This is a genomic window from Leifsonia sp. Leaf336 (genome assembly GCF_001423695.1).
Classification (GTDB): Bacteria; Actinomycetota; Actinomycetes; order Actinomycetales; family Microbacteriaceae; genus Leifsonia.
The window spans coordinates 1836702-1861900 of the sequence record NZ_LMOZ01000001.1 but is presented as its reverse complement, the minus strand read 5'-3'; the positions used below and the strand labels follow the sequence as shown (position 1 = coordinate 1861900).

Sequence of the window (25199 nt, the reverse complement as noted above, 5' to 3'; positions counted from 1 at the left end):
GTCGGGGTCGTTTCCGGTGGCGACGGCGGTGTTGTCGATGTGTCCGGCGTCGATGTCGGCTTGGGTGAGGGTGTAGGGGGCGGTGCAGATGGTGCTGTCACCGGGGGCGAGGGTGATGCCGGTGGGGCAGTCGATGATCGGGGCGGTGCCGGTGCCGGTGAAGGTGACTTCGGCGGCGGTCGGGTCGGTGATGGTGGTGTTGCCGGTGTTCTCGATCAGGAAGGAGTAGGTGACGGTTTGCCCGGCGGTGGTGCCCGTGGTGGGGTTGACGGTTTTGGTGAGGGTCAGTGCGGGTGCGGTGGTGACGGTGACGGTGGCGTCGGCCGGGGGGCTGTCGACGGGGTCGCCTGTGGGGTCGTCGCCGGTGGCGGTGGCGTCGTTGGWGATCTGKCCTGCGTCGATGTCGGTCTGGGTGGCCTGGTAGGTGGCGGTGCAGTCGGTGGAGGCTGCGGGGGCGAGGGTGGTGGCGTTGCAGGTGATCGGGGAGATGCTGCCGGTGCCGGAGAAGTTGCCTTCCTGGATGGCGATGCTGTCGATCGGGACGTTGCCGGTGTTGGTGACGTGGAAGGTGTAGGTGATGGTGTCACCGGCCGCGGTCACGGTGCCACAGAACAACTACTTCGGTTATNTGGTAGGTGGCGGTGCAGTCGGTGGAGGCTGCGGGGGCGAGGGTGGTGGCGTTGCAGGTGATCGCGGAGATGCTGCCGGTGCCGGAGAAGTTGCCTTCCTGGATGGCGATGCTGTCGATCGGGACGTTGCCGGTGTTGGTGACGTGGAAGGTGTAGGTGATGGTGTCACCGGCCGCGGTCACGGTGGCCGGGTTCGCCGTCTTCGTCAAATCCAAGGCGGCGACAGCAGGCGTCGCGGTGACCTGGGCGGAGTCCTCCGGGCTGGTGACCGTGTCGTTGCTCGGGTCCAGACCGTTCGCCTCGGCCGTGTTGTCGATGACGCCCGCGGCGATGTCGGCGGCGGTGACGTCATATGCGGCGGTGCAGATGGTGCTGTCGCCCGGGTCGAGCGTGGTGGTCGGGCAGGTCGGCGCGGGCAGCGTACCCGTGCCCGAGAACGCGGTCTCCGCGACCGCGATCGACGTGAGGATGGTGCTACCGGTGTTCGTGACGAGGAACGAGTAAGTCACCGTCTGACCGACGGTGCTCACGGCCGTCGGGCTCGCCGTCTTCTCCAGCGTCAGGGCGGAGGTCAGCGCCGCGTTCGTGAAGGTGCACACGACCGACGGTGACTCGCCCACAAAGGGATCGAGCGGGAAGCTCACGGTCGTACCGGAGCCGGTGATGGGGAACTGTGGATTGGTGGGATTGACCACGTCAACACAGCTGTATGTCGTGGAGTACTGCGACAGGTCGGTCGTACCGGAGGCGGTCTCAGTGGCCGTGTAGGTGTCGGAGAACCGGGCGAGCGCCGGACCCGCCTGCACAATCTGGCCGCCGGCGGTCTGCTGCAGGCCGTCCGCCGTGCCGACGGTCGTGGCTGTCGCAGGAAGGCTCACCGTCGGTCCGGTCACGGAGAGGGTGAACTGATCCGTGGGGTTGACCCGCGAGAGCACGTTCTTCTGAGCGCTGACGCTCGGCGGGAAGGAGCAGCTGGCGAGGTCGACCAGGCCGGTGCCGCTCGGGCCGATCAGCGCAGCAGACAACGGTGTCAAAGCCGACTGAGGCGCGCCGGTGCCAGGGTCGATCGAGAAGACCCCGCCGGTCGCGCCGGAAAGGCTCAGGTAGAGGGTGCCGGTCGCGTCGAACGCGATTCCGTTCACAGCCGCGCCGGCAGCGGGCGGCACGGTGAAACCGCTGAGCAGCGTCGGCTGGAGCAGTTGTGCCTGTGCTGCAGTGGTCGGAAGCGGTCCGGGAGATACCTCCAGGTCGCCATGTGTCGTCGACGAAGTGACGATGTACAGGTTGCCGGCGCCGTCGAAGGCGATGTCGCCGTTGTTCTCACCGGCGACCGACGGGAACGTGATCAGCGGAGCTGGGCTGATGAGCTGATTGGTGTTGGTGTCGAAGCCCCAGAGGTGACCGAGCGTCGGATCGGTCGGCCCTGCGCCGATTTCGCCGAAGTAGTAGATTCCGGACACCGGATCCACCGCTCCGGCAACGACGCCTTCGCCACCGGCCGGAAGCGGCCGCCCCGGGTACGACGTCCACGTGTCGGTGAGCATGTCGTAGCGCCTGATCGTGGTCCCGTTGTCGGCACCGGCGTATGCCGTTGAACCGTCGGCGGTGAGGCCGAGACCGTTCTGGAGGTTGGTGTCTCCTGGGCTCCGCGTCACGAGAGACCCGCTCAACTGTGCGTTGCCGACCGACGAGCCGTCGATCTCCACGAGGGCGGTGTTGGTCGGGCTGGCTGCCGGGTCGTCTGGCACGACTCCGAACACAGTCGTTCCACCGCACCACGGCTGCGCTGCGTCAGCCGGCGATGAGTTCGTCGACGTGACAGCGAGCATCGTCATCAGCAGCGCGATGATGGCGGCGAACGCCAGCGTTGACCTCGTGGACCGCTTCGCAGCACCAGCTGTTATCGACATGAGCACCTCACCTGTGTGGCCGAATGGGAATCGGACTTCCCTGGGACGTCACAGGCTGTATAGCAGGGCGCGATCGCGCGATTTCGGGGCGTAGGGTCGCCAGCGGGCGAGAAAATGCCAGCAATTCAGGCGGCGGGAACTCCGTCGTGTTCAGCGGCTCCTCGCGAACGTTCGCCCCTGATTCACCCGTGCCTTAGTACGGATCCGCGCGGTGCGTCGCGGCTACGACGCCGCTATGCGGGCTCGGTCTCAGGCCCAGCCGAGCTCGTGGAGCCGGTCGTCGTCGATGCCGTAGTAGTGAGCGATCTCGTGCACGAGGGTCACGTGGATCTCGTCGCGGAGCTCGTCCTCATTCGCACAGATGGAGAGGAGCGGCTCGCGGTAGAGGATGATGCGGTCGGGCATCTCGCCGAAGCCGTACGTGTCGCGCTCGGTCAGTGCGACGCCGTCGTAGAGGCCCAGGAGGTCGAGGGAGCCGTCCTCCGGGCGGTCTTCCACGACGAACACCACGTTCTCCAACCCGTCGATCATCTCGTCGGGCAGCTGATCGAGTTCGTCGGTGACGAGCCTCTCGAAAGCGTCGGCGTCGAGATCCACGGGCCTGATCACCAGGATTCGGCGATCGCAGCGTGGAGGTCGAGCAGGCCCACGGTGCGCTCCGACGGGCCGCGGCCGAAGCCGCACTCGGTGGCCACCCCGAATCGGGGCCGTGCCGTCGCGGCGGCAGCGGCGCGACGGTGAGCGCCATCTGCACCGTCTTCGTGGTGCAGGAGCCCGAGGTACAACTCGGTGTCCTCCGGCAACTGCACCGAGGCGAGAGGGGCGAAGTAGGCCGCGTCGTCGCGCTCGATCGGAACGGGGAGGTGGAAGAAGGTGATCGGACGCGGCGTCGAGACGAGGACACCGGAAATGACGGCGGCGAGCCGGCCGGAGTCGGTCGGCTGGACGAAATGCTGCTCTTCGACGTCGCCGTAGCAGAGGTGGTAGCCGACCTCCACGTCGTCGGGGACTGCGGCGGCCTGGCGGACGGCGCGAGCGACGACCCCGTCGAGCACCTGGTCGGAGCCGGCTTCCGCGAACCACGGTTCGATGCGGCCCTCGAGCAGGGCGAACTCGACGGCGGTGTCCCACTGGATCGCGAGATCGGCGTGCGGGATGCCGTCGAGGATGCGCGCGAGCTCGGCGAACAGCGCCCTCTCGTAGGCGGGTTCGACGGCTGCGCGATCCTCCGGCACGACGAAGGCGCCGATGACGGCCGCCGGGGTGGGGAGCGAGACCTGGAATCGTGTTCCGGGGGCGATGACGCCTGCGGAGCGCAGCCGGGCGAATTCGGAATAGGAACCGAGGGCGGCCTCCGCATAGCCGAGATCGGGGAAGACGAGGTCGTCGGCGCTGAGGCCCTCGTCGAGATGGAACGGCCGGCCGTCGAAGATGCCGCGGAGGTAGTACGGCTCCACCGGGATACGGGAGAGGCCGCTCATCGTGTCGAAGCGCTTGGTCTGGAACTGGATCCAGTAGAAGCGTTCGCCGACCTCCCCGTCGGGGATACGGCGCAGCCGATCGCCGAGATGTTCGCTCACCGTGCGGAACACCGTCTGGGCGTCGGGGAGGTTGACGCTCCCGACGAGGTGCGCTCCACGGATGTCGGGAGACGACGAAGGGACGGGGGCCGGGCCGGTGCTCACCTGGGCGAGTCTACCGGCGCGGCCGCCGTCCCTCGTGTCGCGGGATCGGCCCGCTCGTGGATCAGTACCAGTTGACGGATTGGGAGTGGCCCCACGCGCTGCACGGGGTGCCGTAGCCGCGCTTGATGTAGTCGAGACCCCACTTGATCTGGGTCGTCGCGTTGGATGCCCAGTCGGTGCCGAAGGACGCCATCTTGCTGCCGGGGAGCGCCTGCGGGATGCCGGTCGCGCCGCTACTGCCGTTGGAGGCCTGGTAGTTCCAGCCGGACTCCTTGCTCCAGAGGTTGCTGAGGCACTGGAACTGGTCGTCGCCCCAGCCGTAGGTGCTCGCGGCGATGCTGCGGGCGGTGGCCTTGGCGCCGTCCGGGGTGTTGGCCGCGGCCTGGGCGGCGGCTGCCGCGGCGGCGGCGGCAGCGGCTGCTGCAGCGGCGCGCTGATCGGCGGCGACACCGGCTGCGGCGAGCGATGCGGTCGCGGCGTCGGTCGTGTCGATGCTCTTGCGGAGCTTCGAGTCGTCGAGCTTCTTGTAGTCGTCGAGCCCGGCGATCGCGGTCTTGGCGGCGGAGGCGTCGGCCTTCGCCGCATTGGCCTGCACGGTGGCCTGGGCCTTGGCGAGGCTCTGCTGGGCGACGCCCTCGAGGCGGTCGCGCCAGAGCTTGTCGTAGACACCGAGCTGGTCGTGGTGGATGCCGGTCGACTGCGAGAGTTCGGCGGTGGCGCGCTCGCTCTCCTGCTGCTGGGCGAGCATCGGCGTGACGATGCTCGCCGACATGATGATCGCCGCCGCGCCAGAGACGACACGGCCGAAGGAGAGGTTGGAGGAACGCAGGGTGGAACGAAGAGAACTGAGCATTGGTTTCCTGGGTCGGGCTTCCCCGCCAGGCCGCGCGCGAGCTTCTCAGCTGCGCGCACAGCGGTGACCACTCCCGGGGGGTGAGTGGTCGAAAGGGCGGGCTGGAACCGCGCCGGGACGCACGGGAGCGCCCGTGGGCCTGTGGCCCTGAGCGCAGCGTTCGACGCGGGTGTGCCGCACCAGGATCTTCGGGGGTGTCGTCCGCGGGTCAGGGTGGGACGCACGGCGCAGCACGGACGGCGATCGATGCCGTCGGGTATTCACGCTAGACGCCTACTCTGGACAACTCGGGCATGATCCCTGGAAAAGTCGTGTGTGCGTCAGCGCTCGGCGGCCGCGGCCTGTGTCTCACCGTCCAACTGTTCGGCCTCCGCTTCTGCCGCCTCCATGCGGCCGTCGGTCACCCAGATCATCCCGATCGTCAGACACAGGACGATGCCTCCCATGGTGAGGAAGACCGCGGGGATCCCGAAGAGTTGCGCGATGATCCCGGCGGCGGCGGCGCCCAGCGGCATGGTGCCCCACGCCAGCAGCCGATAGGCGGAGTTCAGCCGGCCCAGGAGGCGCTGCGGTGTCACGCGCTGGCGCAGGGAGACGGTGATCACGTTCCAGATCGAGACGGTGATGCCGCCGACGAAGAAGCCCGCGCCGATGATCACCGGGTTCGTCGTGAACGCGGGCGTCGCGACGGTCAGGAGGGAGCCGAGGATGGTGAGGGTGAGCGAGCGCGACCTCCCGAGCAGACGCTCCGCCGGCTCCGCCAGGAACGTTCCGAGTACGCTGCCGACCGCTGACGCGGTGAGCAGGAGGCCGTAGCCGGGGTCGGTGAGCTTCATCGCGGAGGTCGGCCCGACGGCGTAGAGCACCAGGACGGTGAAGACCGCGCTGCTGGCGAAGTTGAAGCCGCCGACCATCACGGCGAGCGTGCGCAGCAGCGTGTTGTCCCGGAGGAATCGGAGCCCCTCGGCGATGTCGGCGCGGATGGTCGTGGTGCGCGCGTGGTCGGCGGTGAAGCGGCCACGGACGAGCAGCAGCATTCCGATCGCGGCGACCCAGAGCAGCACGGGCGTGCCGAACGCGAGGCCGACGCCGAGGGCGACGAGGAAGCCGCCGAGCGGCGGCCCGATGAACTGGTTGGTGGTGAGCTCCGCGGCATAGAGGCGCCCGTTGGCGCGCGACAGGAGGTCCCTGCCGACGAGCTGGGGGAGGATCGACTGCGACGAGGTGTCGTAGACGGTCTCGGCGACGCCGATGCAGACGGCCGCGGCGTAGAGCAGCCAGATCGATCCCGCTCCTCCGACCGCCGCGACGGTGAGACAGGCGAGGAACGCCGAGCGAGCCGCGTTCGCGACGAGCATGAGCCGACGGCGGTCGAACCGGTCGGCGAGCGCGCCGGCCAGCAGGGCGAACAGGAGCCAGGGGAGCGTGAAGGCGAACGTGAGGCCGGCGATCAGCGCGGGGGAGTCCGTGTAGCGGATGGCGACCAGTGGGAGCGCGACCTTCATGACGCCGTCGGCGAGGTTGGAGAGCGCGGAGGAGGTCCAGAGCTTCCAGTAGCGGGATCCGAGACGTTCTGCTGTCACGACTCTCACGCTTCCACAATGATTGAGAAAATTCAATCGGTGTGAGAAAACTCAATCAGCGAATACGATGGCTGCATGTCTTCGCAGGATGCTGCCGTACCTCTGCCGTCGGGCGACCCCGACGCCAAGCGGCGTCCGGCGTCGGCGAAAGAGATCAAGGCGCTGTCGCACCCGTTGCGGGTGCGCATCCTGCGGCTGTGCGGCGACCGCGAGCTGACGAACAAGCAGCTGGCCGATCGCCTGGGGGAGGACGCGGGCACCGTCTACTACCACGTGCGCCAGCTCGTGGCCGCGGGATTCCTGGAGCCGGCCGCGGTGCGCTCCGGCGAGAGCGGCGCCCTGGAGAAGCCCTACCGGTCGACGCGCAAGAGCTGGTGGCTGTCGCTGCCCGTGGACGATGTCGCCACCGGCCAGGGCCTGGCACCCGTCGAGGCGTTCCAGCAGGAGCTCGCGGAGGCGCGGCCGGCCTCCATCGCCACATACTCGCGGTTCTCGCTGCACCTGTCTCCGGAGGATGTCGCCGAACTCGACCGCCGGATCGTCGCGGTCATCGACGAGTACGTCGAGACCGATGACCAGCGCAGGCATCTGCCGGCGCACGGGGGAATCTTCCTGCTGCACCGCTCCGCCGACTGAACCCGGCCGGGCGGATCCGTCAGGCCGTCATGACCAGGGCGACGGCGCGGGAGGGGCCACCACCGGCGGACGGTCGTCGCAGGTGATCGTGTTCGGAAGCTCCCACGGGGCGAGCCACGCACCGGTGGTGCCGCCGCCGTCGTTGCCCCCGAGGTCGTCGAGCGAGAACTCCGAACCGGCCGGTGTGAAGTGGAACGATCCGCAGTTGTTCACCCCGACGGCGCCCACATTGCGCGCGTCCACGTTCTGGAACGACGCCGAACCCGCCGCGCGGGCGCTCACGACGCTCGTGCCGGTGCCATCGACGTGGATGTCCGCGAAGTGCACGTTGGTGATCGAGTACAGATCCTTCACGGGCCAATCGGCGACGAGCATGATCGCGTTGTAGGTGTTGTCGAGGAACGCGTCCCCGGTGACTTCGATGTCCGCGTCGATCGAGTGCTCGAGCGCGTAGAACCAGATCGCGCCGAGTCCGATGTTCCAGTTGAGCTCGTACGTTCCCGCGCGCACGGTGGTGTTGTCCGCGATCGCGAGCCGACCGCTGAACGGCACCGCGCCGAAGCGGCTGCCGACCTGAATGGCGCTGCCCTCCCTGATCGGGTCGGCGACGAGGTTGGCCGACACCGTGTTGTCGGTGCCGCCGTAGACCGCGATCCCGTTCGCCAGAGTCGGCGTCTGGACGGTGTTGTGGTCGAACGTGTCGCCGGCGTCGGCTGTCGTCTCCGACCACATCGCGAGCCCATCGTCACCGGTGTTGCGGATCAGGCTGTTCGAGACGCTGGAGTCCGTCACCCCGCGGTGGAAGTTCACGCCGTCCGCGATCTGGTCGGCGATGACCGTGTCGGCGATCTTCAGCCCGTGCATCGGACCGTCCAGCCAGATCCCGACCTTGGTGTGGTGGATGTACAGGCCCTGGATGGTGGAGTCGCTCAAGGCGCCCCCGATCCCGTTGACCTGATCGAGGTCCACGCGCTCGCGGACGTCGCCTTCGATCGCGAAACCCGAAAGGTGGACGTTGTGGGAGCCTCCGGCCGCTGCGTCCTTGCCGTAGAAGCCGACGCCCGTGTGCACGGAGCCGTCGGGGGCGGGGGTCGCGAGCGCGACCTCATGGCCTCTGATGATCGTGTACCAGCTGCCTGCGCCCTCGATCGTGACGTCGTCGACGATGATGTGGCGGTTCACCTGGTAGATCCCCGGCGGAACGTAGACCGGCAGGTGGGCCTTCTTGGCGAAGGCGATGGCCTTGTCGAACGCCGGCGCAGCATCTCTGCGACCGGTGGGGTCGGCACCGAACAGGAGGACGTTCGCTGCTACGAGTCGTACGTGGGGCGGAGCGACCAGCTGCGAGTCGAGGAGGTCGATCGTGGTGGTGGCGGCGGGAGTGCCGGCCGGGGCGGCGAGGCGCACGCGGGTGCCTGCCGGATAACTACGGCTCAGCAGGAGGCGCTGCTCGTCGTAGAAGTGCATCGGGCGGAACGGTGTGGAAACGGTCGGCGCCGGAGTCGTCGCATCGGGTACGCAGTTGCATTCGGTGATCCACCAGTCCGGGTGCAAGAGCCCGGCGTTCGGGTCGTTGCTGAACGAGTACTGGTTGTACAGCCAGCTGTACTGCGAGGTCAGGGTCATCCGCTGTTGTGCGCCGCCGTTCAGCGTGACGGCGAGGGGTGCCGTGATCCCGCCGCCATTGGGCGCGTCGGGCAGGCTGTAGCGCACCGTGAGGGCGTTGGTGGGGGCGGCGAGGGTGAACTCGACGTATTGGCCCGCTTTGAGGGAGACGGCGGAGCGTCCGGAGGCCTCGGCGGCGAGCGTATAGGCCGTGCGATCCGGTCCGATCACCGTGCCGGTGGTCGTGGCCTTCTCGGCCTCCTGCTCGGTGATGCCGAGGTCTGCGCCGCGGCCCGCGGTGAGCGCCGGATCGAGGGCGGCGCGGCTGACCGGGCTCGGCGTCGCGGGCGCGGATGGTGCGGGTGCCGCGAGTGCCGGTCCGCCGGTGAGGCCGATGCCGAGGGCGGCGGCAGCGGCGGCGATCGCCGCGATCGTGCGGAACCGGGCGGGAGTTCGTGTCGTCATCGACGGTCCTCTCGAGAGGCGGGCGGCCCCGACGCCGCCCGACTGCGCCCGAGAATACGGGCACCCGAATCGGGCCACAAGGCCTTCACGTGAATTGTCGAGAAACTGTCGATTCTTTGCGCAACTGTTGCAATATCGTGCAAGCGGGCCGCGAACGACGAAGGGCACGTCGTCGTTGTGACAACGTGCCCTTCGGTCTATTTGGGGTGAGTAACGGGGCTTGAACCCGCGACCTCCTGGACCACAACCAGGCGCTCTACCAGCTGAGCTATACCCACCATGCTCCACGTTCGGAGGTCATCCGGGATGACCGTTCCGTCCGAGGCAACTCATCGATTCTAATACATCCGAGCGGCCCATTTTTCCACCACGCCCGCGGCGGCCTCCTGGGTCTGCTCCGTGGTCGGCCCCGGCTCGCCCACGAACGCCGCTGCGCGATAGTAGTCGAGCTCGCGGATCGACTCGAGGATGTCGGCCAGCGCGCGGTGCCCGCCGTTCTTCTCCGGCGCGTTGAAGTAGACGCGCGGGTACCAGCGACGGGCGAGCTCCTTGATGGAGGAGACGTCGACATTGCGGTAGTGGAGGTGGTTGTCGAGGCGGGGCATGTACTTGGCCAGGAACATCCGGTCGGTGCCGATCGTGTTACCGGCGAGCGGGGCGGTGCGTGCTCCCGGCGCGAACTTGAGCACGTACTCCAGCACCTCGTACTCGGCTTCGGCGAGGCTCTTGCCGTGCGGGATCTCCTCGATGAGTCCGGAGGTCGTGTGCATGTCGCGCACGAAGTCGTTCATGTTGGCGAGGGCGGAGGCGTCGGGCTTGATGACGATGCTGAGGCCGGGGTCGAGCACGTTCAGCTCGAAGTCGGTGATCACGACGGCGATCTCCACGAGCTCGTCGACCTCGAGGTCGAGTCCGGTCATTTCGCAGTCGATCCAGACCAGTCGATCCGTAGAGGCAGCCATGCTGGCCAGTCTAGTGCGGGCCTCCGACCATCCGCGGCTGAGTGCCCAGGGCCTGAGCACGCAACGGCTGAGTGCGCACGGGCTGCGCCTGCGGGAGCTTGGGGCTGAGCCCGTCGCCGGACGAGATCCCGCGGAGGCGCCGGGCCGCCCACGGGATGGCGTGGACGCGGAGCCAGGTGCGGAACGGCAGGTCGTCGGTCGTCTCGGTGGACGGCATCGGCGGTTCGTGGCCGTCGGAGGCCTCGACGACCGTGGTCTCCGCATACGGCACGCCGAGCGCGTGGGCCGCGTGCGCCGCGAGGAGGCGGTGGCCGCGCGAGCTGAGGTGCACGCGGTCCGCGCCCCACATCGCCGGGTCGCGGAACTCGCGCACGCCCCAGACGTCGAGCACGACGGCGTGGTGATCGCGTGCAATGCTCCAGATGTTCGCGTTGAACACCGCCGCACGGCCGCGGAACGGCTTGAGGAAGAAGGCGAACTGAGGGTCGAACAGATTGGCGAGCAGCACGGTCGTGCCGTGCGCCCGGAGCATGCGCACGCCGTCGGCGAGCCGCTCGGCCAGGGCGTCCGGGTCCGCCGCGGGACTCATCAGGTCGTTGGCGCCGACGAGCACCGAGACGAGGTCGGGTTTCAGGGCGAGCGCGCCGGGGACCTGCTCTCCGACGACGTCGGCGATGCGCCGGCCGCGCACCGCGAGGTTGGCGAACTCGACGGTGTGTCCGGAGAGACGGGCGTCCCCATCGAGGATGCCTGCGAGCCGATCGGCCCACCCCAGCCAGGTCCCCGGGCGGGCGGGGGCAGGATCGCAGAGCCCCTCGGTGATCGAGTCCCCGAGGGCCACGTACCGTGTATAGGTGGTCCGGCTCACGTCCCGATTGTCGGTCGCCCGGGTTGCGCCCGGGTGTCGCGCCGTGGTTGGTTGCGGGATCGTCGCCGGGAATTCGCCGGACGTACACTGGTGGTCGTGGATGCGACACCCTCTGTTGACCGTCCCGTCACCCGGGAGGTCGAGCTGACCCTGTACTCATCGGCCTTCTGCGAGCCGTGCATGCAGACCAGAGCGGTGCTCGCGGAGGCGGCCAGGATCGTCCCGTCGTTGCGGGTGGTCGAACACGATGTCGCGCGCGAGTCCGAGCGCGCCGAGGACGCCGGCATCCACTCGACGCCGACCGTCATCGTGAACGGCGCCGACGGCTCGGAGGTGTTCCGTGCGGTGGGCGTTCCCACGCTCAATCAGGTGCTCGTCGCGGCAGCGCGCGCGCTCTGATCGATCGAGTGCGTGACCCGCGCGCAGTCGGCGCTCCGCCGAAGAGTAGAGCGCGGACCTTGGCGTCGCTGTCCAGGATCTCCACGACCGCGACGTAGCTCGCAGTTTCGCGGTCGCCCTCCTTCGCGATCACCGATGGGCCGAGGGTCAGGTGGGGCCGGTATCCCTCTCGCCAGTACGCCGGCTCTTCAGCCGCGAAGCCGTGGAGGGATTCGAGGTTATCAGCAAGGAGGTTGTGCACCCTGACCGCCTGTTCCGAATCCACGACCCGGACTGGCACATCGTTGTTCGGCCCGAACAGCGCGGCTTCGCCGATGCGAACGCTCAATGGCTCGGCGATCGGGGCGGCGTCTGCGACGACCCCGACAATCTGGTCAGCGGGCGCGGCAGCGGTGAAGTTCGAGGCGAGGGTGACGTGCGCCGGCCATGCCTGGCGACTGAGAGTCGTCCCGATGTCGAGCGGATCGAACAATGCGACGACCGCATAGGTTTTCACGAACCGACTCTATGGCAAGCGCGGAGCCCCGGAGGGGCCGCGAGAGCTGCTCCGGCACAGTGGTGCCCCCGGCAGGAATCGAACCTGCGACCAAGAGATTAGAAGGCTCCTGCTCTATCCGCTGAGCTACGGGGGCGCGGATTCCACGATACCGCAGCCGTTCCCCGCTTGATTTCGAGCTACAGCGACGCGCCCGCCTTTCCTGCGCGGTTGACGATCGCGATCACGGGGCGGCGTCCGCGGAGGCCGAACCGCAACCGCAGGCTTGCGTTCCGGGCGATCATCAGCGCCACGACCACTGCGGCGACCGCGGGCACGAGCCCAGAGATCGCCATCGCGACGTGCGGGCCGAGCGCCTCCACGATCCAGCCCATGAGCGGGCCGCCGAGCGCCTGTCCGCCAAGGAGGACGAGGATGTAGAGCGAGATCACGCGGCCGCGGATCTGCACGTTCGACGACATCTGCACCAGCGAGTTGGCCGCGGTGATGAACAGGAGGTTGCCGACGCCGATGCCGACGAGCAGCACGCTGAAGGCGATCTCGCCCGGTGCGAATCCGGCGAGCGCCTGCACGACGCCGAGCGCGGCTGCCGTTCCGACGACCATCGAGAGCCGCACCGAGGTGCGCCGGGTGGAGGCGAGGGCGCCGGCGAGCGCGCCGGCGGCGACGAGCGCGTTGAACATCCCGTAGCCCTGAGCCCCGACGTCGTAGACGTCGTTCGCGTATGCGGCCAGGAACACCGGCATGTTGAACGCGAAGACCGCGAGCACCGCGACCATCACCACGGTCCAGAAGATGACCGGCTTGCGCCGCACGTAGCGCATCCCCTCGGTCAGCTGGCCCTTTCCGCGCGGGACCGCGGGGGAGTGGTGCAGCTCGCCGCGGCGGAGGCTGAGCAGCGACCCGACGACCGCCAGACAGGCGACCGAGTTGATGGCGAACGACCAGCCGCCGCCGACCGCGGTGATCAGGATGCCTCCCAGCGCCGGGCCGATCAGGCCGCCGAGCTGGAAGATGGAGGAGTTGAGGCTGATCGCGTTGCGGAGGTAGGTGGGGCCGACGAGCTCATTGACGAAGACCTGGCGGGTGGGGTTGTCGACGACGGTGACGAGGCCGAGCGCGAAGGAGATCGCGTAGACGTGCCAGACCTGCACGGCGCCGCTGAGTGTCAGCACGGCGAGCAGCGCGGCGAGGGCCGCCGCCGCCGACTGCGTGCAGACGAGCAGGCGCTGCTTCGAGTAGCGGTCGGCGATGACGCCGCCCCAGAGGCCGAAGATCAGCATCGGCGTGAACTGCATGAAGACCGTGATGCCGACGGCGGCCACGCTTCCCGAGAGCTGGAGGACGAGCCAGTCCATCGCGATGCGCTGCATCCACACCGCCGTGTTGGCGACCAGGTTGCTGGCGGCGAAGCGGCGGTAGTTGGTCACGCGGAGCGAGATGAAGGTCTCGCGCCACGGCGGCCGTGCCGAGAGCACCGGCATCGGGCCGGTGGGCGGGGCCGAGGGGGTGGAGGTGGCTGGGGCGGGGACGGCTGCGGAGGTGTTCGCCACGGGGATTTCCTGCGTTCCTGGTTTCGTATGCTGATCTGCTTCCTTCAACGCTACGGAATCCGCGCTATTCTTTCAGCGAATCGACCCTATAACTCCCATTGGGTTTCGCAATGATTCTCTCGACGCGATGGAGGTCGTATGTTCGACCCGGTCCTGCTCCGGACGTTCCTGGCGATCGCCGACACCCGCTCGTTCACGCGGGCGGCCCAGCGCCTCGGCATCAGCCAGCCGACCGTGAGTCAGCACGTGCGGAGGCTGGAGCAGGCGGCGAAGCGCCAGCTCGTCGCCCGGGACACGCGGGAGGTGCGGCTCACCGACAACGGGGATGCGATGGCCGGGTTCGCCCGCACGATCCTTGCCGCCCACGCCGAGGCGGACAGCTACTTCAGCGGGTCGGCGATGCGAGGCAGGCTGCGCTTCGGTGCCGCGGACGACCTGGCGATCACGACCCTCCCGCGCATCCTCCGGCACTTCCGGCAGCAGAACCCCCAGGTCAATCTCGAGCTCACGGTCGACCAGTCGGGCCCGCTGCATCGCCGTCTTCAGGCCGGCCATCTCGACCTGATCTTCATCAAGCAGAACCCCGGCACCACCGAAGGCACGGTCGTCGCCACCGACGAGCTGGTGTGGATCGGGCAGGAGAAGACCGCGCTCGAGCCGGATGCGCCGGTGCCGCTGATCGCCTACCAGGGCCCGAGCCTGAGCCGGCAGATCACGATCGAGGCGCTGGAGCAGGCCGGGCGCACCTGGCGGATCACCTGCAACACGCGCGAAGTCAACGGCGTGCTGGCGGCGGTGCGGGCGGGGTTGGGGGTCGCCGTCTTCCCGCGTTCGCTCATCCCGACCGATCTGATCAAGGTGACCAATCGCTTCGGGCTGCCGGAGCTCGGCCATGTCGACTTCACCCTGCTGTCGAACCCGTCGGCGGCGCGCGAGCCGGTGGAGGCGCTCACCACGGCGATCCTGGCCCGAGCGGTCACACGAGTGCCCTGACCTGCGCGCGGCGCGGTCTCATCCCTCCAGCGGCACGCGATCCGGGTCGGGAGGGCGGAGGCCGCCGTCGGCCGAGCGGCGGCGCAGCGTGAGCGCGACGACCGGGAAGATTAGCACCGAGAGCATTCCGGCGCCGACCAGCGCGGTCGCCGTGGCCTTGGTCAGATCGTGGTCGGCGACGCCGATGCTGGTGACCGCCACGATGATCGGCAGTCCGGTGGCGCTGAACAGCGTCAGGGAGGCCCGGTCGGCGAAGGTGGACCCGGCCGGGGCCGCGATCGAGCCGGGGAGGCCGCGGACGACGAGCAGCAGGACCAGGAGGATCGGCAGCAGCAGGAGCGCGTGCGGGTCGCTGACGAGCGTACGGAGGTCGAAGGTGATCCCGGTCTCGATGAAGAAGACCGGCACCAGCACGCCGAACGCCACGGCCTCCAGCTTGGTCTCGATCAGCCGGGCGTCCTCCTCCTTCGCCCCGCTGAGCAGCACGCGGCAGATGACGCCGGCGGCGAAGGCGCCGAGCAGCATGTCCAGCCCGAGGGCGAGGCTCAGCCCGACGAGCGCGGCCACCACGAGCACGACGAACCGGATGGCGAATTGTCCGCTCGTGTGCAGCGTCGCCCGCACCAGGGCGTGGAAGCGTTCGTGTCCTCCCCGCGCCGCGAACCAGACCGCCGCGGCGGCGATCAGTGCGAACGCGATCAGCACCAGCGCGGCCGCGAGCGGTCTGCGCCCGCTCAGGAACAACGAGATCGCGAGCAGCGGCCCGAACTCGCCGACGGCGCCGACCGCGGTGACCGCGAGCCCGAACGGTGTGCGCAACTCGCCCGCGTCGCGCAGCATCGGCATCAGGGTTCCCAGCGCCGTCGAGCACAGGGCGATGCCGACGTAGACGCCGGCGATCGGATCGGGCGCCAGCAGCACGCCGATCAGCACACCGGCGACGAGGGAGATCAGCCAGCCGAGGGAGGCGCGGCGCAACGGCCGCCCGCGGATCGCGTGGAAGTCGATCTCGTTGCCCGCCATGAAGAAGAGGAACGCCAGGCCGAACTGGCCGACCGCGTGCAGGGCGCCCGAGGCCGGGACCCAGCCCAGCACGCTCGGCCCGACCAGGATGCCGAGCACGATCTCGAACACGACGAGCGGGATCTTGGCCACCCGCCCGACCAGCGACGCGAGGAGGGCGGCGACGACCGCGAGCAGTGGGACCAGGACGATGGTGGCGACCTTCGGATCCATGGTGCCGATGCTAGAGGCCCGCGCGCCCGACGGGGAGTTCATACGCACGAAATCCGCGCGGGCTAATGTGTCGTCATGCGTGATCTCCAAGCCAGAATCATCGACGAGCTGAATGTCTCCCCGGTCATCGACCCCGCGGGGGAGGTCGAGCGCAGAGTGGACTTCCTCGTCCGGTATCTGAAGGCGACAGGGGCCTCCGGTTTCGTGCTCGGTATCAGCGGCGGGCAGGACTCCTCGCTCGCCGGCCGGCTGTGCCAACTCGCGGTGGAGCGCCTCGGTCAAGACGGCGTCGATGCCGAGTTCTTCGCCGTGCGCCTGCCGTACGGCGTGCAGCACGATGAGGACGACGCGCAACTGGCGCTGTCGTTCATCCGGCCGCAGCAGGCGGTGACGTTCAACATCCAGCGCGGCGTCGACGGAGTTCAGGCCGAGTTCGCCGACGCGCTCGGCGAATCGCTGACCGACTTCAACAAGGGCAACGTCAAGGCGCGCGTGCGGATGGTCGCGCAGTACGCGATCGCCGGTCAGCGCCGGCTGCTGGTGGTCGGCACCGACCACGCGGCGGAGGCGGTCACGGGCTTCTTCACCAAGTACGGCGACGGGGGTGCCGACGTCCTCCCGCTGACCGGGCTCACCAAGCGACAGGGCCGGGCGCTGCTCGAGCATCTGGGCGCGCCGGCTCGACTGTACGAGAAGGCGCCGACGGCGGACCTCCTTGATCTCGACCCCGGTCAGACCGACGAGGCGAACCTGGGCATCCAGTACGGCGACATCGACGACTTCCTCGAGGGCGCGGAGGTGTCGGAAGAGGTCGCGTCGGCGATCGAGACCCGGTATCTGGCGACCGAGCACAAGCGGCGCGTGCCGGCGAGCCTGTTCGACGACTGGTGGATCGAGCGCGGCGACTACACGCGCTGATCCGGCCGTCGCCTGTGTGCGACGAACGACGAAGGGGCGCCGACCGGATGGTCGGCGCCCCTTCGTTCCGTGGTGGGTGGCCCGGAGCGGGTTCGGGTGGCTGTGGTGCGCTGGTCAGCCGACGGGCTGGCCGAAGCGCGGGCTGGGGGACGTGTCGTTGTTGTCGCCGGAGGCGGCGAAGGCCGACACCGGGAGGGACGCCTGCTCGCCGGTGGCAACCGGACTCGTGGCACTCGGGTCGGTGGCGAAACGCGTCGTCGCGGGAGCCGTCGGAGCTGCGGGGGCCGCCTGGGCCGCTTGGGCGGCCGGGGCGGTCGGCGTGCTCGATGCGGCGGCAGGCTGAGCGTACTGCTCGTGGTGCTGCTGGGCGACCCAGGCATCCTGCTGGGCCAGCAGCGTGCGGTCGGTGTCGGTTGACTCGAACCGCCAGCGCTCGAGGTCGCCCTGGAAGATGCGGCGTGCGCGGCTCGGTTTGTTCTGCCACTCGATGAGACGGTCGCGGAATTCCGCGATCGCGGGGTCGAGCTGGTATCCGAAGGTCGCCGACGCGCGCTTCATCTCGGCGAGTTGGTGGCCTGCCCAGGTGGCGGCGATCCCCGCTCCCTTGATCGGGAGCAGCCGCACCAGGATGTCGGCCTGGCCGACGGCGCGGTCCGAGAGCACCTGCTCCGCGGGGGTCAGCGAGTTCCAGACGGACGCCTCGGTCGCCGCGTCGACGAGCGCGGCGATCGCGCTGGCCTTCTGCTGGCGGTCGGTGCGTTTGAGGAGTCCGCGGAGGGCGCCGCGCGCGATCCACGCGGCGAGCAATCCGGAGACGATGACGGCGATCGCGAGGACCACCGCATTGAAGACCGCGGGCTGGGCGGCCGACGAGTTGAGCCAGTCGACGAAGTCATTCCACCACTGCATGCCGCGATGGTAACGGCGTCTCGACGCCGGGGCGGGCAGGGCGGGCGCTGTGTCGCGCATCCCGCGGAGGAGAATGAGGGTGACGACGATCGAAGGGAATGTGAGCGATGGAGACTTTCGTCCTCGCCGGCGGCTGCTTCTGGTGCCTGGACGCGGTGTACCGCGTCCTTCGGGGCGTGCAGGACGTGGTGTCCGGCTATACCGGCGGCACGACCGTCGACCCGAGCTACGAGGAGGTGTGCACCGGCACGACCGGACACGCCGAAGCGGTCGCGGTGACATTCGATCCGGAGGTCATCCCGGCCGACGTGATCCTCGACGTGTTCTTCACGTTGCACGACCCCCGTCAGCTGAACCGCCAGGGCGCGGATGTCGGCACGCAGTACCGTTCGGCGATGTTTCCCGACGGCGACGCGCAGCGGCAGCTGTTCGAGGCGGCGCGCGACCGGGCGTCCGAATACTGGGAGGGCGGCGTCGTGACGACGATCGAGCAGCTCGGCGCGTTCTACCGGGCGGAGGAGTATCACCAGGACTTCTTCGCGAAGAACCCCGGCCAGGGCTACTGCCTGGCCGTCGCCCTTCCGAAGGTCAACAAGATCCGCGCGTCGTACGCTCCGTACGTGATCGCGGCCTGATGGCTTCGCTCCTCCACAGTTCTCGGAGTGATCGGGTTCTCCACTGATCCACGGCTTCCCGCAGTGGGCCGAGCCGCCGTCGGCGAGAGTGGTCTCGACCTCGTCGGGAGGTCGGAGACGGGGGAGACGATGACGGATGCGGTGGCGGTGCGCGGGGTCGTGGCGACAAGGCCGAGGCACGTGACACCGGAGGCCGGTGCGCCGGTGACGATCTTCCGGTTGGTGACCGGGCACGGGCGGAGCGCGGAGCACAACTGGTACACCGTGACCGCCACGCACCAGCTGGCTGTGAGCGCCGCCGGCTGCGTGGCCCGGGGCGATCCACTGGTGGTGTCAGGACGACTGCGCGTGCGCGACTGGGAGGGTGAACCGGAGGGCGTGACCGCCGAGATCGAGGCGGACGCCATCGGCCACGACCTGAGTTGGGGGAGCAGCGTGTTCACGCGGTTCGTGGCCCACGCGCCGCTCGTCGAGCATGAGGAGGTTCGAGGAGATCCCACAGCTCGGGAGCCCTAGTGTGGTCAGCATGACAGCGAAGGCCCGTCCGACCGCCGCCCGACACCGGTGGAGGTCGCCTGCGGCGGGCCTCGCCGGCGCGGCTCTCGCCGGCATGGCCCTCGCTCTCGCCGTCGCGCTGAGCGCGTGCAGCGCGCCGCCGCACGCGATCCCGACGCAGACGCACTCGGCCCCGGCCCCCAGCTCGACTCCCACACCGACGTCCTCGGCGCCAGCCGCGCCCGCCCTCGTGCCCGGCGGCACGGCCAGCCAGAACCTCCCGTACTTCGACAAGGTCAACCAGGCGACCATCGCCGCCAACGCGGGGGCGCACGGCCGCGACTTCATCGACGCGCTCGTCGCCGCCGGGTTCACCAAGAGCGACATGCAGGTCACGGCTGACACGACGACGATCGGCCTCGCGGCCAACTCGATCCAGTTCTCGGTGCAGCTGGGCGACACCTGCCTCATCGGCCAGTACGGTGCCGACGCGGGCGGCTACGAGAGCACGACGTCCGCCACATTGGCCACCGGCGGGTGCCTGATCGGCCAGACCCGACCTATCGACTGGTAGTAGCCGGTATCCTCGTACAGGGCTGCGCGCCCCGCGGTCGAGCCGCCGGCGCGCCGGTTGCCTGTGCGAATCCAGGGCAGCGCGAATCCAGGGCAGCGCGAATCCACGACAGGGAGTTTAGGAAAAGAGTGGCCGAATACATTTACTCGATGGTCAGGGCGCGCAAGGCGGTCGGCGACAAGGTGATTCTGGACGATGTCACGATGGCGTTCCTCCCGGGGGCCAAGATCGGCGTCGTCGGGCCGAACGGCGCCGGTAAGTCGACGATCCTGAAGATCATGGCCGGCCTCGACACCCCGTCCAACGGCGATGCGAAGCTGTCTCCGGGCTACACGGTCGGCATCCTCATGCAGGAGCCGCTGCTCGACGAGAACAAGACGGTCCTCGAGAACGTGCAGGAGGGCGTCGGCGAGATCAAGGGCAAGGTCGACCGCTTCAACGAGATCTCCGGCCTGCTGGCCGACCCGGACGCCGACTTCGACACCCTGTTGGCCGAGATGGGGACGCTGCAGGAGCAGATCGACGCGGCCGACGCCTGGGACCTCGACTCCCAGCTCGAGCAGGCGATGGACGCGCTCCGCTGCCCGCCGGGCGACTGGCCCGTGAACACGCTCTCCGGCGGCGAGAAGCGTCGCGTCGCGCTCTGCAAGCTCCTGCTGCAGAAGCCCGACCTCCTGCTGCTCGACGAGCCCACCAACCACCTCGACGCCGAGAGCGTGCTCTGGCTGGAGCAGCACCTCGCCAAGTACCACGGCGCCGTGCTCGCCGTCACACACGACCGGTACTTCCTCGACCACGTGGCCGAGTGGATCGCCGAGGTCGACCGCGGACACCTGTATCCGTACGAGGGCAACTACTCGACCTACCTCGAGAAGAAGCGCGATCGCCTGGAGGTGCAGGGCAAGAAGGACGCCAAGCTGGCCAAGCGTCTCTCCGACGAGCTCGACTGGGTGCGCAGCAACGCCAAGGGGCGCCAGGCCAAGTCCAAGGCGCGTCTGGCGCGCTACGAGGAGATGGCGGCCGAGGCGGAGCGCACCAGGAAGCTCGACTTCGAAGAGATCCAGATCCCGCCGGGGCCGCGCCTGGGCCAGATCGTGATCGACGCGAAGAACCTGCAGAAGGGCTTCGGCGACCGGGTGCTGATCGACGGCCTGACCTTCACGCTGCCGCGCAACGGCATCGTGGGCGTGATCGGCCCGAACGGTGTGGGAAAGACGACGCTGTTCAAGACGATCGTGGGCCTCGAGCCCCTCGACGGCGGTGACCTCAAGGTCGGCGAGACCGTGCAGATCTCCTACGTCGATCAGACCCGCGGCGGCATCGACCCGAACAAGAACGTGTGGGAGGTCGTCTCCGACGGTCTCGACTACATCCAGGTGGGCAAGACCGAGGTGCCGTCGCGCGCCTACGTCTCCACCTTCGGGTTCAAGGGACCGGACCAGCAGAAGAAGGCCGGCGTGCTCTCGGGCGGTGAGCGCAACCGTCTCAACCTGGCGCTCACCCTCAAGCAGGGCGGCAACCTCCTGCTGCTCGACGAGCCGACCAACGACCTCGACGTCGAGACGCTGTCCAGTCTCGAGAACGCGCTGCTGGAGTTCCCCGGCTGTGCCGTGGTCATCACCCACGACCGGTGGTTCCTCGACCGCATCGCGACCCATATCCTCGCCTACGAGGGCACCGAGGAGAACCCGTCCGACTGGTACTGGTTCGAGGGCAACTTCGAGGCGTACGAAGAGAACAAGGTCCAGCGCCTCGGCCCCGACGCGGCCAAGCCGCACCGGTCGGCCTACCGCAAGCTCACCCGCGACTGAGGCAGGGTCGATGCGACTGCACGTTCCGATCAAGCTGCGCTGGAGCGATCTCGACGCGTACGGGCATGTCAACAACGCCGAGATGCTGCGCCTCCTCGAAGAGGCGCGCATCGAGGCGTTCTGGGCACCCGACGATTCGGGTCACGGCAGCGGCGAGGCGGTCGGCGGCTCGACGGCGGTGCTCGACGGCCGTCCGGGAGCGGACACCCTGACGTTGATCGCGCGGCAGGAGATCGAATACCTCGCACCGATCCCGTACCTGCGGCAGCCGCTCGACGTGCAGCTCTGGCTCGGACGTCTCGGCGGTGCGAGCCTCGAGGTCAACTACGAGGTGTGGTCGCCGGAGGGCGTCGAACCGCGAACGCTGTTCTCGCGGGCGGCGACCACGATCGTGCTGGTCGACGCCACGACCCAGCGACCGCGTCGCATCAACGACCGTGAGCGCTCCGCCTGGACGCCCTACCTCGACGACCCCGTCACCTTCACGAAGCGCTGAACGCCTCGCGCTACGAGGTGATCGTGACCTTGTTGCCGGAGACGGTGGCCGTGAGCTTGGTCAGCGGCTTACTGGCCGGGCCCTGCAGAACATCGCCCGTCGACCCGTTGAAGCGCGAGCCGTGGCACGGGCAGTCGAACTCGTCGCCCTGCGGCGCGACCGTGCAGCCCTGATGCGTGCACACGGCACTGAAGGCCACCACCTCGCCGGCCTTCGGCTGCGCGACCACGATCGGCGTCGAACCGAGGGAGGCGGAGACCGCACCGCCGACAGGGATCGACGAGAGTTCGACGGTGGCCGTGCCGCCGTTGCCCGACCCACCGGTCGCTCCGGACCCTCCCGGCGTGCACGCCGCGAGCAGGAGCACCCCCGCGCCTGCTGCGGACGCGCCGCCGATCTGGACGAGGGTACGTCGCGTGAGCGGTGTGGAATCGGTCATCGTGGATCCTCCCGTTCGGCGGTGCTTTCTCCTAGCGTAAGCACGAGAGCGAAGAGGGTCCGGTTCACTCACGGTGTTCTGAACCTTTTCATCACCGGCTTCGTGCTAAAGGTCAGGAGGTGACTATGCCGGATGAGGACGCACGCCTGTTGCGGGAACTGCACGACCAGCACGCGCAGGCCGTGTGGCGCTATGTCGTCCACCTCACCGGCGATCGAGCGATGGCCGACGATGTCGTGCAGGAGACCCTGCTGCGTGCCTGGCGCAGACCAGCGGTGCTGGACCAGTCCCAGCAGTCCGCGCGCGCCTGGCTGTTCACCGTCGCGCGCAACATCGTCATCGACGACAAGCGCAGCGCGCACAGCCAGCACGAGTTCGGCACCGACACGCTTCCGGAGCGGCCCTCGGCCGACGACGGCGCCGACGCGGTGCTGGACGCCTGGCTGGTCTCCGACGCGCTGGCCGAGCTCTCCGACGAGCACCGCGCGGTCATCGTCCACGCGTACTACGGCGGCCGGTCCATCGCCGAGATCTCGCGCGAGCTCGAGATCCCGGAGGGCACGGTCAAGTCCCGGCTGCACTATGGACTGCGCGCCATGCGCTTGGCGCTGCAGGAGCGGGGGGTGACGGAGCGATGAACCACGACGAGTTCGCCACCTGGGATGCCGCCTACGTGCTCGGCTCCCTCTCGCCGAGCGAGCGCAAGCAGTACGAAGAGCACCTCCACGAATGCGATCGGTGCGCCTCCGCCGTCGGCGAGCTGGCCGGGATGCCCGGGCTGCTCGGCCGGGTGCCGCGGGAGCAGGCTTTCGCCCTCCTCGACGAGGAGGCGCCGCAGGATGCCGGTCTGGGCGCCGAGGTGCTTCCCTCCCTGCTCGATCAGGCGCGCAAGCGCCGACGCCGGTCGCGCTGGCTGGTCGGCGGCCTGGCGGCCGTCGCCGCCGCGGTGCTCGTCGGCGTCCTCGCGATCGCGATCCCCGGCGCGCTCCAGACGCCGTCGCCCGGCACGAGCGTCGCCATGGAGCAGGTCGTGCCGAGCGCGCTGGCCGCCGACGTCCGGCTCACCTCGGAGCCGTGGGGAACCCGGATCGACTCCCGGTGCACCTATGCGAAGGTACCGGGAGACGACGGCGGACACACCTGGACCTACGCGATGGTCGTGACCGACCGCTCCGGGAAGCAGACCCAGATCTCGACGTGGACCGCGACGGAAGGAAGCACGGTCGTCCCGATTGCGACCACGAGCGTGCCGGTCTCCGACATCGCGGCGATCGACATCAGGTCGGCGGCGAACGGAACGGTACTGCTGCGCAGCACCTTCGGCTAGCGGGTCGCCGCTCACCGCAGCGGCGCAGCGCCGCCGTCAGTCGCGCGTCGCGGCTCCGGGAACGCGGATGGTCGCCTCCTGGGCCACGCTGGCGACCAGACGCCCGTCGCGGCTGAAGATCCGCCCGAGCGACAGGCCGCGCCCGCCGCTGGCGCTGGGGGATTCCTGCACGTAGAGCAGCCACTCGTCGACGCGGGCGGGCCGGTGCCACCACATGGCGTGGTCGAGGCTGGCGGCCTTGAGCCCGGGGGTGGCCCAGGCCACGCCGTGCCGGCGCATCACCGACTCCATGATCGTGTAGTCGCTCGCGTAGGCGAGCGCGGCACGATGGAGGGAGGGGTCGTCCGGCAGGGTTCCGATCGCGCGGAACCAGACCGCCTGGTGCGCGACGTGCGGGCCTTCGACCGTGAGGTAGATCGGCGACGGCACGTGCCGCATGTCGAACGGCCGCTGGCTCGCCCAGTACTGCGCCACCGGGTGCTCGACGTCTTCGAGCGTGGCGGCGGAGTTCGGCAGCGTCTCAGGGTTGGGAAGGCCCTGCGGCATCGTCACCTGGTGCTCCACCCCGTCGTCCTCGGTCTGGAACGACGCGATCATCGACAGGATCGGCAGGCCGTTCTGGTACGCCTGGGTGCGCCGGGTCGAGAACGATCGGCCGTCGTGGATGCGGTCGACCGAGAAGGTGATCGGGAAGTTCACGTCGCCCGGCCGCAGGAAGTACCCGTGCATCGAGTGGATGCTGCGGTCGTCGGTGACCGTGCGTGTGGCCGCCACGATCGACTGCGCGAGCACCTGACCGCCGAACACGCGGCCCAGCGGCATCCACTGGGAGGGTCCGGTGAAGATGTCCTCGCTCGTCCGGGCACCGGTGTCGGTGAGGTCGAGCGCGGCGAGCAGCGATTCGAGGGGCTCTGTCACAGTGTCTCCGTCCGATGTCTCTAGTAGCTTAGAGCGCAGATGAACCAGTCGTTTTCTCTCCAGGACACCCTCGCCGCCGCCGACCTGCAGACCTACCTGTCTCGGGCCGCCCGTGTCGAGGAGGGGTCGGTGCGCCTGATCGCCGGATCGGGCGTGCTGGCCGTGTACACCGCCATCCTCTATCCGCGGGGGCTGCTCGATCAGACGCCGACGGTGCTCGGGCTGCGCACCTTCCTGACCGGCCCCGAGGTCGCCTTCGACGTCGTCGTGCCCATCCGCTCGCTCCTCGACCGGCTGGCGCGGGTGCGTGAGGCGGCCGAGAGCGCCGCAGCTGCGTCGGAGCAGGGCTCCGTCGAAGAAGAGGGGCGCGACGGCGACGAGAGCGGCGCCGTCGACGGTGCGGTCGAGAGCGCTCCGCTGGAGGTGCGGCTGCCGATGGAGGCCCCCTCGGTGACCTGGGCGGGCATCTCCCCGCCGCGTGGCGGGTGGCGCCAGGTGGGCGAGACGACGTACGAGCTGCTGGAGTCGACGGCGGCCACGGGCATCGCGGAGGTCGCGAACGCGGTGCCCACCGGCACGGGGGAGCAACTCGTCCAGCGGGTGCGCGCCGAGGTGTGGGGCCGGCCGATCGACGGTCTCGAATACGTTCCGGCCGGTGCTGCGTTCGCCGCGGAGAGCCTGGGCTTCCTGGCGGCGGGCGAGCCGGTCACGATCCTGGAGACGGGGCCGTGGACCCGGCTGACGACCCGCCGCGGTCACACTCTCATCCGCCGTCAGGCCTGGAGCCTGCGCGGCTGACGCGAG

At 69.1% G+C, this 25199-nt stretch carries 27 protein-coding genes and 2 tRNA genes; 12 read left to right on the top strand and 17 right to left on the bottom strand.

Annotation, left to right across the window (positions count from 1 at the left end; all coding sequences use genetic code 11):
* The 6 genes from ASF88_RS08960 to ASF88_RS08935 all read right to left on the bottom strand — a co-directional run.
* Positions 1-600: DUF7507 domain-containing protein (locus ASF88_RS08960; protein WP_055916493.1), on the bottom strand; the 600-nt coding region annotated here is incomplete at its 3' end.
* Between the two features lie 29 nt (positions 601-629).
* On the bottom strand, positions 630-2173 hold a 1544-nt coding region (locus ASF88_RS21145; RefSeq protein WP_442915023.1), incomplete at its 3' end, for a DUF7507 domain-containing protein.
* Between the two features lie 615 nt (positions 2174-2788).
* Positions 2789-3070 (bottom strand): metallopeptidase family protein, encoded by a 282-nt coding sequence (locus ASF88_RS08950; protein ID WP_442915022.1) that lies wholly within the window; start codon positions 3068-3070, stop codon positions 2789-2791.
* 74 nt (positions 3071-3144) lie between these two features.
* On the bottom strand, positions 3145-4224 hold the full coding sequence (locus ASF88_RS08945) for a hypothetical protein (RefSeq protein ID WP_082518817.1): 1080 nt from the start codon (positions 4222-4224) through the stop codon (positions 3145-3147).
* Between the two features lie 61 nt (positions 4225-4285).
* The gene (locus ASF88_RS08940) at positions 4286-5077 is read right to left on the bottom strand and encodes a hypothetical protein (RefSeq protein ID WP_055916489.1); all 792 of its coding nucleotides are present in this window, start codon (positions 5075-5077) and stop codon (positions 4286-4288) included.
* A 320-nt stretch (positions 5078-5397) separates the two neighbouring features.
* Positions 5398-6660, bottom strand: coding sequence for an MFS transporter (locus tag ASF88_RS08935; RefSeq protein ID WP_055916487.1), 1263 nt, complete (start codon positions 6658-6660; stop codon positions 5398-5400).
* A gap of 75 nt (positions 6661-6735) precedes the next feature.
* Here ASF88_RS08935 and ASF88_RS08930 point away from each other — a divergent pair, with 75 nt between their 5' ends.
* Entirely contained in the window at positions 6736-7296 is a 561-nt protein-coding gene (locus tag ASF88_RS08930; RefSeq protein ID WP_055916485.1) for an ArsR/SmtB family transcription factor, read from the top strand.
* Between the two features lie 27 nt (positions 7297-7323).
* Here the strand turns inward: ASF88_RS08930 and ASF88_RS08925 are convergent, their stop codons facing one another.
* From ASF88_RS08925 to ASF88_RS08910, 4 genes are all read right to left on the bottom strand, one after another.
* Positions 7324-9366, bottom strand: coding sequence for a glycosyl hydrolase family 28-related protein (locus ASF88_RS08925; RefSeq protein ID WP_055916483.1), 2043 nt, complete (start codon positions 9364-9366; stop codon positions 7324-7326).
* 202 nt (positions 9367-9568) lie between these two features.
* Positions 9569-9644: transfer RNA gene (locus ASF88_RS08920), tRNA-His, on the bottom strand.
* 60 nt (positions 9645-9704) lie between these two features.
* Positions 9705-10328: an oligoribonuclease gene (gene orn / locus ASF88_RS08915; RefSeq protein WP_055916481.1), complete on the bottom strand. Its 624-nt coding sequence runs from the start codon at positions 10326-10328 to the stop codon at positions 9705-9707.
* Positions 10329-10338: 10 nt separating this feature from the next.
* On the bottom strand, positions 10339-11196 hold the full coding sequence (locus ASF88_RS08910; protein WP_082518816.1) for an SGNH/GDSL hydrolase family protein: 858 nt from the start codon (positions 11194-11196) through the stop codon (positions 10339-10341).
* Between the two features lie 96 nt (positions 11197-11292).
* Between ASF88_RS08910 and ASF88_RS08905 the strand changes: the two genes are divergently transcribed.
* Positions 11293-11595 carry a thioredoxin domain-containing protein gene (locus ASF88_RS08905; RefSeq protein ID WP_055916962.1) on the top strand — a complete coding sequence of 101 codons (303 nt, stop codon included), beginning with the start codon at positions 11293-11295 and terminating at the stop codon, positions 11593-11595.
* Here ASF88_RS08905 and ASF88_RS08900 read toward each other — a convergent pair.
* The 3 genes from ASF88_RS08900 to ASF88_RS08890 all read right to left on the bottom strand — a co-directional run bounded on the left by ASF88_RS08900 (position 11558) and on the right by ASF88_RS08890 (position 13575).
* Positions 11558-12091 (bottom strand): 2'-5' RNA ligase family protein, encoded by a 534-nt coding sequence (locus ASF88_RS08900; RefSeq protein ID WP_055916479.1) that lies wholly within the window; start codon positions 12089-12091, stop codon positions 11558-11560. The genes ASF88_RS08905 and ASF88_RS08900 overlap by 38 nt on opposite strands.
* A gap of 60 nt (positions 12092-12151) precedes the next feature.
* Positions 12152-12227 (bottom strand) — tRNA-Arg (locus ASF88_RS08895).
* A 43-nt stretch (positions 12228-12270) separates the two neighbouring features.
* A complete protein-coding gene (locus ASF88_RS08890) occupies positions 12271-13575 on the bottom strand; it encodes an MFS transporter (RefSeq protein ID WP_055916959.1) in 1305 nt (434 codons plus the stop codon).
* A gap of 207 nt (positions 13576-13782) precedes the next feature.
* On the opposite strand from ASF88_RS08890, the gene ASF88_RS08885 reads away from it, so the two are divergent.
* A complete protein-coding gene (locus ASF88_RS08885) occupies positions 13783-14637 on the top strand; it encodes a LysR substrate-binding domain-containing protein (protein WP_055916478.1) in 855 nt (284 codons plus the stop codon).
* A gap of 18 nt (positions 14638-14655) precedes the next feature.
* On the opposite strand, the gene ASF88_RS08880 is transcribed toward ASF88_RS08885, so the two are convergent.
* Entirely contained in the window at positions 14656-15873 is a 1218-nt protein-coding gene (locus ASF88_RS08880; RefSeq protein WP_055916956.1) for a cation:proton antiporter, read from the bottom strand.
* 75 nt (positions 15874-15948) lie between these two features.
* Here ASF88_RS08880 and nadE point away from each other — a divergent pair, with 75 nt between their 5' ends.
* A complete protein-coding gene (gene nadE, locus ASF88_RS08875) occupies positions 15949-16791 on the top strand; it encodes an ammonia-dependent NAD(+) synthetase (protein ID WP_055916476.1) in 843 nt (280 codons plus the stop codon).
* Between the two features lie 114 nt (positions 16792-16905).
* On the opposite strand, the gene ASF88_RS08870 is transcribed toward nadE, so the two are convergent.
* Positions 16906-17700, bottom strand: a complete 795-nt coding sequence (locus ASF88_RS08870; protein ID WP_082518815.1) for a hypothetical protein — start codon at positions 17698-17700, stop codon at positions 16906-16908.
* A gap of 107 nt (positions 17701-17807) precedes the next feature.
* On the opposite strand from ASF88_RS08870, the gene msrA reads away from it, so the two are divergent.
* The 5 genes from msrA to ASF88_RS08845 all read left to right on the top strand — a co-directional run bounded on the left by msrA (position 17808) and on the right by ASF88_RS08845 (position 21711).
* Positions 17808-18335 (top strand): peptide-methionine (S)-S-oxide reductase MsrA, encoded by a 528-nt coding sequence (msrA, locus tag ASF88_RS08865; RefSeq protein ID WP_055916475.1) that lies wholly within the window; start codon positions 17808-17810, stop codon positions 18333-18335.
* Between the two features lie 27 nt (positions 18336-18362).
* A complete protein-coding gene (locus tag ASF88_RS08860; protein ID WP_235493344.1) occupies positions 18363-18851 on the top strand; it encodes a single-stranded DNA-binding protein in 489 nt (162 codons plus the stop codon).
* A gap of 10 nt (positions 18852-18861) precedes the next feature.
* Positions 18862-19404: a DUF6993 domain-containing protein gene (locus ASF88_RS08855; RefSeq protein ID WP_055916953.1), complete on the top strand. Its 543-nt coding sequence runs from the start codon at positions 18862-18864 to the stop codon at positions 19402-19404.
* A 128-nt stretch (positions 19405-19532) separates the two neighbouring features.
* A complete protein-coding gene (gene ettA / locus ASF88_RS08850) occupies positions 19533-21215 on the top strand; it encodes an energy-dependent translational throttle protein EttA (RefSeq protein WP_055916471.1) in 1683 nt (560 codons plus the stop codon).
* 10 nt (positions 21216-21225) lie between these two features.
* Entirely contained in the window at positions 21226-21711 is a 486-nt protein-coding gene (locus ASF88_RS08845) for an acyl-CoA thioesterase (protein WP_055916469.1), read from the top strand.
* 10 nt (positions 21712-21721) lie between these two features.
* On the opposite strand, the gene ASF88_RS08840 is transcribed toward ASF88_RS08845, so the two are convergent.
* The gene (locus ASF88_RS08840) at positions 21722-22150 is read right to left on the bottom strand and encodes a QcrA and Rieske domain-containing protein (RefSeq protein ID WP_055916467.1); all 429 of its coding nucleotides are present in this window, start codon (positions 22148-22150) and stop codon (positions 21722-21724) included.
* 125 nt (positions 22151-22275) lie between these two features.
* Here ASF88_RS08840 and ASF88_RS08835 point away from each other — a divergent pair, with 125 nt between their 5' ends.
* Together ASF88_RS08835 and ASF88_RS08830 are read left to right on the top strand one after the other, a co-directional pair.
* Entirely contained in the window at positions 22276-22788 is a 513-nt protein-coding gene (locus tag ASF88_RS08835) for a sigma-70 family RNA polymerase sigma factor (protein WP_055916465.1), read from the top strand.
* Positions 22785-23477 carry an anti-sigma factor family protein gene (locus ASF88_RS08830; RefSeq protein WP_055916463.1) on the top strand — a complete coding sequence of 231 codons (693 nt, stop codon included), beginning with the start codon at positions 22785-22787 and terminating at the stop codon, positions 23475-23477. Before ASF88_RS08835 ends, ASF88_RS08830 begins: the two co-directional genes overlap by 4 nt.
* A gap of 36 nt (positions 23478-23513) precedes the next feature.
* On the opposite strand, the gene ASF88_RS08825 is transcribed toward ASF88_RS08830, so the two are convergent.
* The gene (locus ASF88_RS08825; protein ID WP_055916460.1) at positions 23514-24395 is read right to left on the bottom strand and encodes an acyl-CoA thioesterase; all 882 of its coding nucleotides are present in this window, start codon (positions 24393-24395) and stop codon (positions 23514-23516) included.
* A 39-nt stretch (positions 24396-24434) separates the two neighbouring features.
* Between ASF88_RS08825 and ASF88_RS08820 the strand changes: the two genes are divergently transcribed.
* On the top strand, positions 24435-25193 hold the full coding sequence (locus ASF88_RS08820; RefSeq protein ID WP_055916458.1) for a hypothetical protein: 759 nt from the start codon (positions 24435-24437) through the stop codon (positions 25191-25193).
* Positions 25194-25199: the final 6 nt, after the last annotated feature.